Annotated in this window: 16 protein-coding genes; 9 read left to right on the forward strand and 7 right to left on the reverse strand. The window is 34.6% G+C overall.

Features of this window, described 5'->3' with window-relative positions; translation table 11 throughout:
- Positions 1 to 30 precede the first annotated feature (30 nt).
- The 4 genes from FKR84_RS09185 to FKR84_RS09200 form a co-directional block, all read right to left on the reverse strand.
- Positions 31 to 456 (reverse strand): regulatory protein RecX, encoded by a 426-nt coding sequence (locus tag FKR84_RS09185; RefSeq protein WP_141422026.1) that lies wholly within the window; start codon positions 454 to 456, stop codon positions 31 to 33.
- Positions 457 to 680: 224 nt separating this feature from the next.
- Positions 681 to 887: a hypothetical protein gene (locus FKR84_RS09190; RefSeq protein WP_141422011.1), complete on the reverse strand. Its 207-nt coding sequence runs from the start codon at positions 885 to 887 to the stop codon at positions 681 to 683.
- A 126-nt stretch (positions 888 to 1,013) separates the two neighbouring features.
- The gene (locus FKR84_RS09195) at positions 1,014 to 2,555 is read right to left on the reverse strand and encodes an Rne/Rng family ribonuclease (protein ID WP_141422012.1); all 1,542 of its coding nucleotides are present in this window, start codon (positions 2,553 to 2,555) and stop codon (positions 1,014 to 1,016) included.
- A 262-nt stretch (positions 2,556 to 2,817) separates the two neighbouring features.
- The gene (locus FKR84_RS09200) at positions 2,818 to 3,108 is read right to left on the reverse strand and encodes an HU family DNA-binding protein (RefSeq protein WP_141422013.1); all 291 of its coding nucleotides are present in this window, start codon (positions 3,106 to 3,108) and stop codon (positions 2,818 to 2,820) included.
- 133 nt (positions 3,109 to 3,241) lie between these two features.
- On the opposite strand from FKR84_RS09200, the gene mutY reads away from it, so the two are divergent.
- From mutY to FKR84_RS09225, 5 genes are all read left to right on the forward strand, one after another.
- Entirely contained in the window at positions 3,242 to 4,318 is a 1,077-nt protein-coding gene (gene mutY, locus FKR84_RS09205) for an A/G-specific adenine glycosylase (protein WP_141422014.1), read from the forward strand.
- A gap of 37 nt (positions 4,319 to 4,355) precedes the next feature.
- Positions 4,356 to 4,823 carry a single-stranded DNA-binding protein gene (gene ssb, locus FKR84_RS09210; protein WP_141422015.1) on the forward strand — a complete coding sequence of 156 codons (468 nt, stop codon included), beginning with the start codon at positions 4,356 to 4,358 and terminating at the stop codon, positions 4,821 to 4,823.
- 18 nt (positions 4,824 to 4,841) lie between these two features.
- Positions 4,842 to 6,155 (forward strand): gliding motility-associated protein GldE, encoded by a 1,314-nt coding sequence (locus FKR84_RS09215; RefSeq protein ID WP_141422016.1) that lies wholly within the window; start codon positions 4,842 to 4,844, stop codon positions 6,153 to 6,155.
- A complete protein-coding gene (gene gldD, locus FKR84_RS09220) occupies positions 6,156 to 6,719 on the forward strand; it encodes a gliding motility lipoprotein GldD (protein WP_141422017.1) in 564 nt (187 codons plus the stop codon).
- Positions 6,720 to 6,793: 74 nt separating this feature from the next.
- On the forward strand, positions 6,794 to 7,708 hold the full coding sequence (locus FKR84_RS09225) for a DMT family transporter (RefSeq protein ID WP_141422018.1): 915 nt from the start codon (positions 6,794 to 6,796) through the stop codon (positions 7,706 to 7,708).
- Here FKR84_RS09225 and FKR84_RS09230 read toward each other — a convergent pair whose 3' ends face one another.
- The gene (locus FKR84_RS09230; protein ID WP_141422019.1) at positions 7,709 to 9,775 is read right to left on the reverse strand and encodes a M16 family metallopeptidase; all 2,067 of its coding nucleotides are present in this window, start codon (positions 9,773 to 9,775) and stop codon (positions 7,709 to 7,711) included. It abuts the gene before it with no gap.
- Positions 9,776 to 9,793: 18 nt separating this feature from the next.
- A complete protein-coding gene (locus tag FKR84_RS09235; protein ID WP_141422020.1) occupies positions 9,794 to 11,125 on the reverse strand; it encodes a M16 family metallopeptidase in 1,332 nt (443 codons plus the stop codon).
- Between the two features lie 177 nt (positions 11,126 to 11,302).
- Here FKR84_RS09235 and FKR84_RS09240 point away from each other — a divergent pair, with 177 nt between their 5' ends.
- The 3 genes from FKR84_RS09240 to rpmA all read left to right on the forward strand — a co-directional run bounded on the left by FKR84_RS09240 (position 11,303) and on the right by rpmA (position 12,635).
- On the forward strand, positions 11,303 to 11,773 hold the full coding sequence (locus FKR84_RS09240) for a DUF4199 domain-containing protein (RefSeq protein ID WP_141422021.1): 471 nt from the start codon (positions 11,303 to 11,305) through the stop codon (positions 11,771 to 11,773).
- A 96-nt stretch (positions 11,774 to 11,869) separates the two neighbouring features.
- Positions 11,870 to 12,349, forward strand: a complete 480-nt coding sequence (gene rplU, locus FKR84_RS09245) for a 50S ribosomal protein L21 (RefSeq protein ID WP_141422022.1) — start codon at positions 11,870 to 11,872, stop codon at positions 12,347 to 12,349.
- A gap of 25 nt (positions 12,350 to 12,374) precedes the next feature.
- Positions 12,375 to 12,635 carry a 50S ribosomal protein L27 gene (gene rpmA, locus FKR84_RS09250; protein ID WP_141422023.1) on the forward strand — a complete coding sequence of 87 codons (261 nt, stop codon included), beginning with the start codon at positions 12,375 to 12,377 and terminating at the stop codon, positions 12,633 to 12,635.
- A 184-nt stretch (positions 12,636 to 12,819) separates the two neighbouring features.
- On the opposite strand, the gene hflX is transcribed toward rpmA, so the two are convergent.
- Positions 12,820 to 14,040, reverse strand: coding sequence for a GTPase HflX (gene hflX, locus FKR84_RS09255; protein ID WP_141422024.1), 1,221 nt, complete (start codon positions 14,038 to 14,040; stop codon positions 12,820 to 12,822).
- 197 nt (positions 14,041 to 14,237) lie between these two features.
- On the opposite strand from hflX, the gene FKR84_RS09260 reads away from it, so the two are divergent.
- Positions 14,238 to 15,077 (forward strand): fibronectin type III domain-containing protein (locus tag FKR84_RS09260; RefSeq protein WP_141422025.1); only part of this gene is annotated, 840 nt, incomplete at its 3' end.

Below are 15,077 nucleotides of genomic sequence, written 5' to 3' on the forward strand. Positions count from 1 at the left end.
AGAAGATGTTTAAAATAGAGCCGCTTTAACCTAGTTATCTATTTCTTGTAATTTTTCGTATACCAGATTGCTTTCATAGCCCCGGTACAAGAGATAATCTGCTACTTTCTTTTTACGTTTATAAAGGTTTTTTTCGGTTATGGAATTTAGGCGTTTTTGGAATAAATCGTCCAGATTTTGGCTGTATTCTTCGTCATTTATTTCAGTCATGCCATATTTAATGTTATAGGCAGATAGATTGCGCTTTTTAAGTTCGCGTTTAATGCGTAGGCGTCCCCATTTTTTTATTCTGAATTTACCGCGTACAAAAGTCCGTGCAAAGCGTTCTTCGTTCAAAAAATCTTCTTGCAGTAAAGTGTTGATTATTTGTGCCCGAGCTTCGGGAATCATGCGCAAAGCAATTAGCTTTTCTTCTACTTCTTGATGGCAGCGCTCTTGGTAGGCGCAATAAGCCATTAGTTTTGCTGTGGCTTCTTTTACGGTATGTGACGTATGCTTTTGCAAAATGGTTGAGCTTTTTTACAATATAGTTGCGTACAAAAATAAGAGACTTAATGTAATTTAAAAGCTATTTAAAGCCTATGCAAAGGTTATGTAAGGCTTATTAAAGGTTATACAGAGTATATTCAATAATTAGTGGCAAATATCACTCTTAGAAATACGGGTTATATTCTTAAGTTTTAACTACGGATTGTTATGCATTGCCTCCGGATAAATTCCGTAAAGAAAAATATAGAATAAGATAGTATAAACAGCATAGAGAGCATACCAAAAAACTCTATAAAACGCATAATTGTGCTTGGTTCTTTTGGGTCGTTATCTAGCAAAAAACCAATTATGGTAAGAAATAATGAAAAGTAAAAGAGGTAACGCGTTTTGGTTTTCATAGCTTTTAAAAGTTGGTTAAGTCTGGTATAACGATTTTTTGTTACAGTTAATTGTATTGGTTATTGACAATTTACATAGATACCGTCCATAAAAAAACCCCATTAAAATTTTAATGGGGTTGTGTATTAAATTTTTATCACTTCGCCGTCTTTATCGTGAAAGTGATATTCTAGGTACGTGTAAGCGTCTCTTGGTAAAATTTTTACCCAGCGTTTATGGTCAAAAAACCATTTGCTTCTGGGCGATGGAATGCCTCTTGTTAAATAGGCAGCTACAAAAGGATGCGCGGTTATGCTCAGCTTTTTATAGTCTTTTTTAATTAGTTTTTGTAAGTCGGCATTAATTTTATTTATCAAAACAATAGGAGCTTCAATTTCCCCGTTTTGGTTGGGGTTTTCTTCTCTTGTTTTAATATTCATTTCCGGTCTTACGCGTTGTCTTGTAATTTGAATCAGTCCAAATTTGGTTGGGGGTAAGATTTTGTGCTTTGCACGGTCGTCTTTCATTTCGTCCCGAAGATGGTTATAAAGCTTTTTTCTATTATCGGCTTTTCCCATATCTATAAAATCTACCACAATAATACCACCCATATCTCTTAATCTAAGTTGTCTGGCAACTTCTGAGGCGGTTATAAGGTTTACCTCTAGGGCAGTTTCTTCTTGTGATTTTGATTTGTTGCTACGGTTACCACTATTCACGTCTATAACGTGCATAGCCTCGGTATGTTCTATTACCAAATAGGCACCTTTGCTTATAGATACAGTTCTGCCAAAGGCCGTTTTTATTTGCCTTTCTATACCAAATTTTTCAAAAATGGGAGCTTTGGATTGATACAAGTTTACGATAGACTCTTTTTCTGGCGAAATTGTACTTACGTAATCTTTAATTTGTGTGTAGAGCGCCTCGTCATCTGTGTGTATTGCGGTAAAACTATCGTTAAACATATCGCGTAAAAGCGAGTTTGCTCTACTTAGTTCTCCCAATACTTTAGATGGTTGGTTTGCTCGTTGCAATTTTTTGCACATTCCTGCCCATCTATCTTTTAGATTTTGCAGGTCTCTGTCTAGGTCTGCTACTTTTTTGCCTGTTGCTACGGTACGTATAATAACACCAAAACCTTTGGGTCTTATACTTTTTACCAATCTTTTTAGCCGGGCTTTTTCGTCTTTGTCTTCAATTTTTTGAGACACAGATATTCGGTCTGAAAAGGGTACCAAAACCACATATCTTCCGGCAAACGAGAGTTCGCTGCTAAGACGTGGACCTTTGGTAGAGATTGGTTCTTTTACTATTTGCACCAATAGCGATTGATTTGATTTTAAAACATCGGTAATACTTCCGTTTTTATCAATATCTTTTTCAAAAGAATAATTCTTTAAAGAAAAATCTTTTATTTTACCTGTGCTTACACGTTTTATGAATTTTAATAAAGTAGCTACTTGCGGGCCTAGATCGTGATAGTGTAAAAAACCATCTTTTTCGTAACCTACATTAACAAAAGCAGCGTTTAAGCCGGGTACAGTTTTTCTTATCTTGGCTAAAAATATGTCGCCAACAGAAAAGTTACTGTTATCGTCTTCTTTATGTAATTCAATTAGTTTTCCATCTTTTAATAAGGCCAAATCAATAGCAGAGGAATCTGATCTTATAATGAGTTCCTTTGTCATGCGTATTAGATTTTTATCCACACTTCTTGGTGGGAAGCATAGATGGATTAAACAAAATTTATCACAGGGTTTTATTTCCTGCAGAAGTTTTAAAAAACTTCGTTTTCAATGAACGTTCTTAATTAAAAAAAGTAGTGTGAAAACTACTTCTTTTTATGGCGGTTAGCTCTCCTTCTTTTTTTACGTTTGTGCGTTGCTACCTTATGTCTTTTTCTTTTTTTACCACTTGGCATATAAATATAGTTTTAATTAATAAATTTTTTTATTTTACTTCTACGTTTGTTTTAACACCTTCCAAAAACACTTTGGCTGGTTTAAATGCAGGGATATTATGTGCAGGTATCTTTATAGTAGTATTTTTAGATATGTTTCTACCGGTTTTTTCTGCACGGGTTTTAATTATAAAACTCCCAAAGCCTCTTAGGTAAACGTTGTCGCCGCTTTCCAAAGAAGTTTTTACCTCATCCATAAAGGTTTCTATAGTAGCTTGCACGTCGCCTTTCTCCATTCCTAATTTCTCTGAAATGTTTGCTACAATATCTGCTTTCGTCATCTTTATATATTTTTATAATGGGTTTACTAAATTTCAGGGTGCAAATATAATAATTTAAAATTCAAATAATCAATCTAATCCTTTAAATAGTAAGTGAATAAAGATTTATCATTGCAAAACAAGATTTCACACTATGCAATTTAGTAAAACACTGTTAACTTGGTACTTAGAGAATAAAAGAGATTTGCCTTGGCGTAAAACCGAGCAGGCTTATCGTATTTGGTTAAGCGAAATTATGTTACAACAAACCAAAATTGCGCAAGGTTTGCCTTATTACAATCGTTTTATTGAGCATTTTCCTACAGTTTTTGATTTGGCAAAAGCCCCAGAAGAAAAAGTTTTAAAACTTTGGCAAGGATTGGGTTATTATTCGCGCGCAAGAAATTTACACCACACCGCAAAATATATAGCAGAAGAATGTAATGGGGTTTTTCCTTCTTCTTATAAAGAACTAAAAAAATTAAAAGGAGTGGGAGAGTACACAGCCGCCGCCATTGCATCTATAGCATTTAATGAAGCGGTTGCAGTAGTAGACGGTAATGTGTATAGAGTTTTGTCGCGCGTTTTTGGTATAGAAACACCAATAGATAGCACAGAAGGTAAAAAGGAGTTTAAGGCTGTAGCCGAAAAATTACTGGCTAAACAAGATCCTAAACATTACAACCAGGCGATAATGGAGTTTGGAGCCTTACATTGCACACCCAAGAAACCACTTTGTACTACTTGTCCGTTACAAAATAACTGTATAGCTTTTCAGCAAAATAAAGTAGCTGTTTTACCTATAAAAGCCAAAAAGACCAAAGTGCGCAACAGGTATTTTAATTATCTGGTGTTGTTAGAAAACAAAAATGCTACTACTTATACGGTTCTACAACAACGTTACGGAAAAGGTATTTGGCAAAATTTGTTCGAATTTCCGCTTATAGAGAGTAAAAATTCTTTAACCAAAGAGCAACTTCTAAAAAACGCCGCTTTTAAAGAGCTTTTAGAAGGTTCTTTTAATAAATTAGAATTATTTAACGCAACTCCTATAAAACATGTACTTTCGCACCAGAGAATTTATGCTAATTTTTGGGTGATTTATCTAGAAAATATACCGGTTGCAAATTTTAAGAAACCGCTTAAAAAGCTTGCAGTTACTGAAATTGAAAAATTTCCCGTACCGGTTTTAGTGCAAAATTTTATAGAGAATTTTAATTTTTCCAACTAATTCTTTTTGCTTACATTTACTTAAAAACAATATTATTATGGCAGGAACACTTAATAAAGTAATGCTTATAGGCCACACCGGCGATGATGTAAAAATGCATTATTTTGAAGGTGGCGGCTGTGTTGGTAATTTTCCGTTGGCAACCAATGAAGAGTACTTAAATAAAACTACAGGAGAAAAAGTTAGCAATACAGAATGGCACAATATTGTTGTACGGAATAAAGCAGCAGAAGTTTGCGAAAAATACCTTAAAAAAGGAGATAAAGTTTATATAGAAGGTCGCATAAAAACCAGAAAATGGACAGACGATAAAAACCAAGATCGCTATACAACAGAAATACAATGTACAGAGTTTACGTTTTTAACGCCAAAAGAAAAAAGCGGTATGCAAACCGGCTCTTCATCGCCGGCGCAAAACCAAACCAAAGAGCCGCAAAATAAACAGCAAAATTATACTGCTCCGGAAAATGATCCGGTAGACGACGAAGACGATTTACCTTTTTAAAATAGAATCACGCTAATTTTGGATCCAGAACCGGTCAGTTTTATACTATTTAATGTTCTGCAAGCACAAGATATTTTCGGGCTTGTTTTGCTTTTGTTGTTATTGGTTTGCTCTGCGCTTATTTCAGGTTCAGAAGTGGCTTTGTTTTCTTTAAAACCAACAGACTTTGAAGTAGAGAGCGGAGAACTTTCTGCAAAACAACAAATTCTTGTCCGTCTACTTGATAGGCCCAAAAAGCTTTTGGCCACTATTTTGGTAACCAACAATTTTGTAAATATTGCCTTGGTTTTATTGTTTGATTCGTTGGGCGATGTAGTTTTAGGCGATTTAAACATAATTTGGTATGGCATAAACCTTCAATTTATTATAGAGGTGGTAGTTATTACCTTTTTAATTTTACTGTTTGGCGAGATTTTACCCAAAATATATGCAAGCAGAAATCGTGTGGCGTTTTCTAACTTTATGGCGTATCCGTTGGGATTTTTAGATAAATTTTTTGCGGTCTTTAGTCTTCCTATGCGGCATGTAACGGTTTTAATACACAGGCGTTTGGGTAAACAAAAATCTAATTTTAGCGTAGATCAACTTTCACAAGCTTTAGAACTAACCAGCGAGGAAGACACAACGCAAGAAGAGCAAAAGATTCTTAAGGGTATTGTTTCCTTCGGTAATACCGAAACCAAACAAGTTATGTGTCCGCGTATGGATGTTTTTGCCATTTCTATAGAAGAAAATTTTTCTAAAGTAGTAAAAGAAATTGTAGAAAATGGTTTTTCTAGAATACCGGTTTACGAAGAAAATTTAGATACCATAAAGGGAATTCTATACATTAAAGATTTGTTGCCATATTTGGATAAAACAGATTTTGAATGGCAAAAACTGTTACGAGAGCCTTACTTTGTGCCGGAAAATAAAAAGTTAGACGATCTTTTAAACGATTTTAAACTAAAGAAAAACCACTTGGCTATTGTGGTAGACGAATACGGCGGTACCAGTGGTCTTATAAGTTTAGAAGATATTATAGAAGAAATTGTTGGCGATATAAGCGATGAGTTTGACGACGAAGATTTAATTTTTTCGCAGTTAGACGAAAAGAACTTTGTTTTTGAAGGGAAGACCTCTTTAAAAGACTTTTATAGAGTAATAGATTTAGAGGACCCAAGTTTGTTTGAGGAAAATAAAGGAGAAGCAGAAACCATTGCCGGTTTACTATTAGAAATTTCCGGAGGTTTTCCGAAAAGAAACGAGAGTATAATTTTTGAAAATTATACCTTTGTTATAGAAGCTATAGACAATAAACGTATTAAGCAGATTAAAGTTTCTATAAAGTAAATGCGATACACTCTACTTATTCTTATTATTTTACTCTCTTGTAATGCTTGCCAAGACAATGTGCAACCTAAACCAAAGGCATATTTGGCATTAGAATATCCTACACCAAAATACACCAAGCTAAAAACCAACTGTCCTTACGTTTTTGAAGTTAATACTCTAAGCAAGATAAAAACTTCAAGAACGGGAAATCCTTGCTGGTTAAACATAGAATACCCGCAAATGAAAGGTACTATTTTTATAACTTATCGTCGTATAAACAATAATTTGCGAAGCCTTTTAATAGACGCGCAAAAACTACCATTAGAACACACGAGTAAAGCAGACGAAATAGAAGTAGATACCTACACCAACGAGAAGCATAATGTTTTTGGTAATTTTTATGAAGTAAAAGGTAACGCAGCCTCACAAGCACAATTTTATGTTACAGATAGTACCAAAAATTTTATTACCGGCTCTATTTACTTTGATGCCCGCCCCAATTTTGACTCTATAATTCCGGCCGCCAATTATCTAAAAGAAGATATAAGGCATTTAATGGAGAGCGTGCGCTGGAAAGAATAAGCTTTTATTCTTGGTGCATTCAAAAATTTAACCGCATTTTTGCAGCTTTTTAGGAATTTAAAGCATTAAAACTTTTGGGAAGACAACAGCTAAAATGGTTTTATTTAATTGCACTGGCTCTGGTTTGGGGCAGTTCTTTTATTTTGATTAAAAAAGGATTGGTTGGTCTTACCCCAATACAATTAGGTGCTTTAAGAGTTTGTTTTGCTTCCGTATTTATATTTTTAATAGGTGCTAAGAGCATTAAGAAAATCAAAAAAGAACACTGGCGGTATATTGCTTTATCCGGGTTTCTAGGTACATTTTTTCCTGCTTTTCTGTTCGCTTTTGCGGAAACTAAAGTAGATAGCGGCATAGTTTCTATCTTAAATTCTACTGTGCCAATTTTAGCCTTAATAATAGGAGCTTTAGTCTTTAAAATTAAAGCCACTAGTAACCAAATACTGGGAGTGGTTGTAGGATTGTTAGGTTCTATATTTTTAGTGGGAACAGAGGCCGTTTCTATTGGAAAAACAAATTTTATTTATGCTTTTCTTCCGCTTATTGCAACGGTTATGTATGCTTTTAATGTGCATATTATTAAACGTTTTTTGCAAGAGGTATCAGCACTTAGTATAACCTTGGGCTTTTTTATTGTATTATTCCCTTTTGCTTTAGGAGTATTATTCTTCACAGGGTTTTTTAATGAACAAGTTTTGACGAATCCAAAAGTACAAACCTCAATTTTTTATATTGCAATATTGGCCGTTTTTGGTACCGGTATTGCTAAAATAATCTTTAATAGATTGGTGCAATTGTCTACGCCTCTTTTTACAACTTCTGTAACCTATCTAATTCCTGTAATTGCTTTAATGTGGGGTTTGTTAGATGGAGAGAAATTTAGTTTTATGCAACTTTTGTCTGGTTTGTTTATTCTTATTGGGGTGTATTTGGCCAATAAAAAAACCGGCACAAAGGCCGGTTTAGATAAAAAATTTAGCAAAAGCTGATTATTCAAAATCTTCTGCTGTTAGGTTTTGATTTACCTTTACTTCGTCTACTTTCATTTCTACACTTTGTGGACCAAAACTTAAGCTTAGACTGTGTGGTATCTTTACGCCGCTCACAGCTTTATAATTACTCAATTGTGTAGTATTGGTCATTGTTTGTCCAGCTTGTGAAATAGTTGTTACTTCTTGCACTTTTAAACCGGTATTGGTGTCGTAATAGGCTTTGGTATCTTCAGCTTCTTGCACTACGTAGGCATCATTGCCATCTACACTTTCTATACCTATTAATTTAGCATCTGGGTTTGCTTTTAACTCTGCAAACAAGCCTGCACTTTCTTTGGTTTCAGTAATATCTTCTTCTGTATACTGCATTTTTTGGCCTTGTACAGAGCGGTAACCGCTTTTGCCATTAAAAACATTTTTATTTAAAACCATACCGTTCATGGTGGTTTCTTCTTTAATTTTACCATCTGCAGTTTCTACACGTATAAACTTAATTGGATTTCCTTGTACAGAAGCGCTTCCTTTTATACTAATATTATTAATGTCTTTTACTGCTTTTTCGCCACCTATAGCTTTTATATAAGCATCGTAAACATCTGTTACGCTCATGCCTTCCGGTACTTCTTTATTGTACTCCGGCTTTTCTATGGGATTGGCGTGTTTGTCGTAATAACGTACCGGTATTTTCTTGCCGTTTAATTTGATGTTCTCTAAGTTTTCGGCAACTTCACTTCCTTTTCCAACTACCACAAGTTGCATATTATCTGTTTTGTAGTACTTATTGGCTACACGCAAAATATCTTCTGGCGTTACAGCATTTATTTTCTTTAAAAATTGCTTGTAAAAGTCTTTTGATAAATCACGAGTTTCAATATTTACTGCATAATCTGCAATTGTACCCGGATTCTCTAGACGTAAAACAAAATCTCCTGCAAATTTGTTTTTTGCATTATTTAGAGCTTCAAAAGAAACTTTTTCAGATTTTATTTTATTTATTTCTTTTAAAGACTCTACAATAGCGCTATCACTTACCGCATTACGTACGCTGGTTGCTACTACAAATCTACTTGCGTACTTATCTGCTCCTGTGCTTGATCTAACGCCGTAAGTATAACCGTTGGCTTCTCTTAAATTCATGTTTAAGTAACTGCCAAAACTACCTCCTAAGATTTGATTGGCAACCAAAACAGGAAAATAGTCTTCGTCTTTCATTTGCAAATCAATAGTATTTTGCAAACGCAATACACTTTGTACGGCATTTGGTAAATCTATAAAATTAACTTGCGTATACTGGGCTTCTTGAACCTTTGGCAAGCTAATATTTGGTGGCGTGCCGGCAGACCAACTGCCAAAATGTTTGCGTGCTAATTTTTTAACATCTGCCACATCTACATCTCCAACTACTACCAAATAGGCGTTTTTTGGCGAAATGTAGTTTTGGTAGTACGTTTTTACATCGTTTAGCTTAATGTTATTAACAGACTCTTCTGAGGCAAATTCCCCGTAAGGGTGATTTTTACCATAAGCTAAAGCGGCACTAGCATTACTTGCAATAAATGCTGCACTTTTTTGACCGGATTTTAAACCTTCTAATATGATATCTCTCTGGTCTTCAAATTCTTCTTGTGTAAATTTAGGATGCAACAAACCTTCTGCCATTAAACCTAAAACTTCTGGAAAGAATTTAGATAAAGATCTAGCCGAAGCACTTTCTGCACCGTAAGAAACATTGGCTCCTAAAAAATCTACACGTTGATTAAATTCATCTTTAGTCTTTTTGGTGGTACCGGTTCCCATCATTGCACTGTACAAATCTTTTATACCGGCTTTGTTACCTTCTGAATGTGGTTGGTTGTCTATAATTAAATTGGCGCGCACGCGAGGTAATTTATGGTTTTCTACTACCATAACTTTTAAACCATTATTAAGAGTAAATGATTGGGGTTTACCTAAATTTATTTTTGGTGCCGGTCCTGGTTCCGGTTGCTTTGAGCGATCTATTTGTGCTTGCAATCCTACTACGGTAAGGCACAAGATAAATAAGGATATTATTTTAAGTTTCATAAATTAATATTTTGCTAATTATTTTGTTTCTTTTTCTGAAGTTGGCAAATAATCTAAATTCAAACGTTGGTTTTCATTAAGATATTTGTTGGCTACTTCTTTAATTTCTTCTCTAGTTATACTTTGGTAAATATCTATTTCTTTATTGATTAGATCTGTATCCCCATAAAGCATATTATAAGTAGCAAGAGATGCTGCTATGCCTTGTACATTGCTGTTAGAATTTACAAAACGGTTTTCAAATTTATTTTGAAGCTTTTGGTACTCCTGCTCGCTAATAAGTTCGTTTTGTAGCTTATCTATTTCTTCGTCCATAGACGAGGCAATTTCTTTTAAAGGTGTATCTCCCATTGCTAAAGCTCCCATAATGTAGACCCCGTAATCTTCTTGCGATCTTGGGAAAGCTAATACTTGCAAGGCTTGTTTTTTTTCATCTACCATTTTTTTGTACATTCTAGAGCTTTTACCATCTGTAAGCAAACTTGAAATCATATCTAAAACATACGCATCTCTGTCTTTCATAGAAGGGGTGCGGTATACAAATAATTTTGCCGGTATTTGAATATTGCTGTCATATTCTTTAGCAACTATTTCTTCTTTAATTGGCTCTTCTTTAACCTGCGGGTGTTTAACTTCATTACCTTTTGGTACGGGGCCAAAATAATCTTCAATCAACTTTTTAGCTTCACTTTTGTCTATATCTCCTGCAACAACCAAAGTGGCGTTGTTTGGACCGTAATATTTATCAAAGAAAGCCTTAAATTCTTCTAACTCTGCAGCATCTAAATCTTCCATAGTTCCAATTACAGAGTTTTTGTACGGATGTTTTTCAAACATATATGGTGTGATGCCGGTGTTGTAGATTATTTTTCCGTAAGGAGCGTTATCTATACGTGATCTTTTTTCTTCTTTAACTACTTCGTTCTGGGTGTCTACACCAATTTGATTGATTACCGGATGCAACATACGTTCTGACTCCATCCATAAAGCTAATTCTAAATTGTTAGAAGGAAACGTTTCGTAATAATAAGTACGGTCTTGCGTGGTATTAGCATTATTACTTCCGCCATTAGCGGCTACAATATTAAACCATTCGCCACGTGCAATATTTTCTGTACCTTCAAACAAAAGGTGTTCAAAAAAGTGGGCAAAGCCTGTGCGACCTTCTTCTTCGTCTTTGGCACCAACGTGATACATAACCCCAACAGTAACAACCGGAGCAGTATTATCTTGATGTAAAATTACGTGCAGGCCATTGTCTAGGTCGTATTCTGTAAAATCTACCTCCTGTGCTTTAGCATAAAAGGAAAAAACAACGGCAATAAGTATTGCGCTAATCTTTTTTATCATCTTTAAAGTGTTTAATTAAAATAGTTAGCTTCAAAAATAAACAAATACAGCAGAAAATTATATAATTTGGGGATATACTTTACTTAATTTTTAGATAATTTTAAAATTAACAAGGTCTTAAAACATTATTTCAATTATATTTATGAAATTTATTTCAAACTATAATTCCGAAAAATTATGAAATTACGTGCAATACCCATTAAATTCGGTTTTTTAATCGGCTTGGCTTTAATAGTTTATTTTTTGCTATTGGCGGCAATAGGCTGGCACACACAACCTGGCTTTAGTCTTTTTAATGGAGTTATTGTTGGGGTGGGTATATTTTATGCCATAAAAACTTATCGCGATAAAAAGAAAAGAAAATTTAGATACCAAAAAGGTTTTATGACCGGTCTACTTACCGGTTTTAATGCTACTATATTATTTACGATATTTTTTGGTATCTACGTGCGCTATATAGAGCAAGGTTTCCCAGAATTGTTAATGGGTAATTGGGCAACAGACTATAGTACAGCTTTAGCTATGTTGCTTTTTGTAGAAGCTGTAATGGGTTTTGCTAGTACGGTTGTTTTAACTTTGACATTTATGCAATTGTTTAAATCTAGTTGGAATACCCCAGAAGGTAAAAAACATACCGTAGACGGATAAAATAGAGTTTTATATTTCTGATGCTTTGCGTTTTAAATAATTAAAGGTATATTTGCACCCATTTTTAAGTAAATAATTTTAACTAAACGTAACGCTATGTACGCAATTGTAGAGATAGCAGGGCAGCAATTTAAAGTTGCAAAAGACCAAAAGGTTTTTGTAAATCGTCTGGCCGGAGAAGAAGGAGATACTGTATCTTTTGATAAAGTTCTTTTAACCGGTAACGGAGACGATGTAACCTTAGGCGCCCCGGCTATAGAAGGTGCTCTTGTTGGAGCAAAAATTACCCGCCACTTAAAGGGTGATAAAGTAATTGTTTTTAAGAAAAAGAGAAGAAAAGGCTACCGTGTTAAGAACGGTCATAGACAAGCTTTAACAGAAATTCTTATCAACGATATTAGCCTTAAAGGCGGAAAAAAGGCAGAGAAGAAAAAAGCTGAGCCAAAAGAGCAAAAAGAAGATAAAGATTTAAGTAGCCATACCGTGGCAGAGCTTAAAGAAATGGCTAAAGAAAGAGGTTTGGAAGGTTATTCTTCTATGAAAAAGGCCGAATTGGTAGAGGCTTTAAGTAAATAATATTAATCTGAAAAATTAAAAGAAAATGGCACATAAGAAAGGTGTTGGTAGTTCTAAAAACGGTAGAGAATCAGAATCGAAACGCTTAGGCGTTAAGATTTTTGGAGGCCAAGCTGCTGTTGCAGGAAATATCATTGTTAGACAAAGAGGTACTGCACACAATCCTGGAGAAAATGTGTATGCAGGAAAAGATCATACTTTACATGCTAAAGTAGATGGTATCGTAAAATTTACCAAGAAAAGAAACAACAAATCTTTTGTTTCTATAGAGCCATTTGAGGCTTAAAAATAGTTAGGTTGGAATTCTAACCGCTAAAAGGTTGTTGTAAATTACTTTACCAATTCTCTGGTAATTTAATTGGCAACAACCTTTTTTGTTTTAATACATTTTTGAAAATTAAACCTATTCTGTTCTAATGAATTTTTGACTTCCGTAACGAAAAGTTTAGGTGCTATTTAAAGAGTTTAAATTACTCTTCTTCTCCGTAAGTATCGTATTCCGGGTATAGAAAATCATTGTATGGAAAGCGTGTAACGTGTATCTCACGCACTTTCTCATAAACTTTTCGTCTAAACTCTTCAATGTTTTCTTTATTAAGAGCAGAGATAAATAATACTTCCCCGTCTGCTTTGTTCATCCAGGTTTTTTTCCACTCTTCTAAGCTATAATGAACACTTGTTTTTTGGGTAGCTAAGTCATCTTCTTCGATTTCTTCTTGTTGGTAAGCGTCTATTTTATTAAAAATCATTATTGAAGGTTTGTCGACACTTTCAATTTCATCTAAAATTTGCTTTACAGAAGCTATATGTTCTTCAAAATTTGGATGCGAAATATCTACTACGTGCAATAATAAATCTGCCTCCCTAACTTCATCTAGTGTAGATTTAAAAGATTCTACCAGCTGTGTGGGTAATTTTCTAATAAAGCCAACCGTATCGGTAAGTAAAAAAGGTAAATTTCTTATAACCACTTTTCGTACAGTGGTGTCTAGCGTTGCAAAAAGTTTATTTTCGGCAAAAACATCGCTTTTGCTTATTACATTCATTAAAGTAGATTTGCCTACATTGGTATAGCCAACCAAAGCCACTCTTACCAATTGGCCACGATTACCGCGTTGTACGGCCATCTGCTTATCTATCGTGCGGAGTTTCTTTTTTAGTAAGGTGATTTTATCGCGTACAATTCTTCTATCTGTTTCTATTTCTCGTTCTCCGGGACCACGCATTCCAATACCTCCACGTTGTCTTTCAAGGTGGGTCCATAAACCGGCCAATCTTGGTAAAAGATATTCATACTGTGCCAATTCTACTTGCGTGCTTGCGTAGCTCGTTTTTGCACGTTGAGCAAAAATGTCTAAAATTAAATAGGTGCGGTCTATTACTTTACACTTTAAAATGCGCTCTATGTTTTTCTGCTGAGCAGGACTTAACTCATCATCAAAAATGGCGGTATCTATTTCATTTTCAGAGATGAATTGACGTACCTTCTCCATTTTCCCAGAACCAATAAAGGTTTTGGGATTTGGCATTTCTAATTTTTGGGTAAATCTCTTTAAAACTTCGCCACCTGCGGTATAGGTTAAAAATTCTAATTCGTCTAAATATTCTTTAGACTTCTCTTCGTCTTGTTGTTGATTTATAATACCAATTAAGACGGATTTTTCATAGGTTATATTTTCTTTTTCAATCATACATCAAAGATAAAAAACATTTCTTACTAGTGCTTTACGGAATGTAGGATTTTTAATCTATTAAAGGTCAAATAATTCGATAAGGGTTTAAAAATTATTATAAATAAATAAAATTTAAAAAAAATATTAGTACAAGTTTAACTTATTTGGGGCAATTTACTATATTCGAACTAAACTAAACTAAAACAAAACCCTAAATGAAGAAAATTACTAGTATTCTTTTTTGGATAGGTTGTGTTCTTTTGTCTTTTCAGGCAAATGCACAACTTTTTTCAGAGAACTTTGAAACTGGTCTGGGGCAATTTGCTAACGAAGCTGGTAATACAGTAGATTGGCAAATTGATACAGGTCTTTTTCAAGACGGAACGCAATCGGTACTTAATGCATACGGAAGTAACAGCAATAATATTTTGTACCAGACAAACCCTATCGATCTTTCAGCGGCAAACAATCCGCAACTATCTTTTTGGCATATTGCAAAATTGGAAGGAGGCTATGATGAAGCTATTGTAGAAATTTCTACAGATGGTGGTGCAACCTTTACGCCTTTTACAGATATTGATTACTTAGGAAGTGGTATTACAGTTTCGGCTGGTACCTTTAACGAAGATGCTTATGGGCAGTGGGGCACAGGATCTGAAACGCCTGCTAATGCATGGTGGAAGCGCGAATTTTTTGATCTATCTGCATACAATACCGCTACAGTAGTAGTGCGCTTTCGCTTAACTTCAGATGGTTCTGTGCAGAGAGAAGGTTGGTATTTAGATAATGTAGAAATTTTAGAAATCACTTGTCCTAAGCCTTCTGAAATTGTAATAGATCAAATCACCGCTAATGCAGCTGATATAAGCTGGACTTCTGGTGGTTCCGAAACCGAGTGGGAAATTCTTTACGGTCCTGCTGGTTTTAATCCTGAAACAGAAGGTAATGCCGTACAAGATACAGATGGAACTATTGGTGAGACCATAACCGGTTTGAATCCAGCTACAGATTATGATGTATATGTACGTGCAATTTGTGGAGCCGGTAATGAGAGT

Origin of the sequence: Haloflavibacter putidus (assembly GCF_006546625.1) — a bacterium.
GTDB classification, from domain to species: domain Bacteria; phylum Bacteroidota; class Bacteroidia; order Flavobacteriales; family Flavobacteriaceae; genus Mesonia; species Mesonia putida.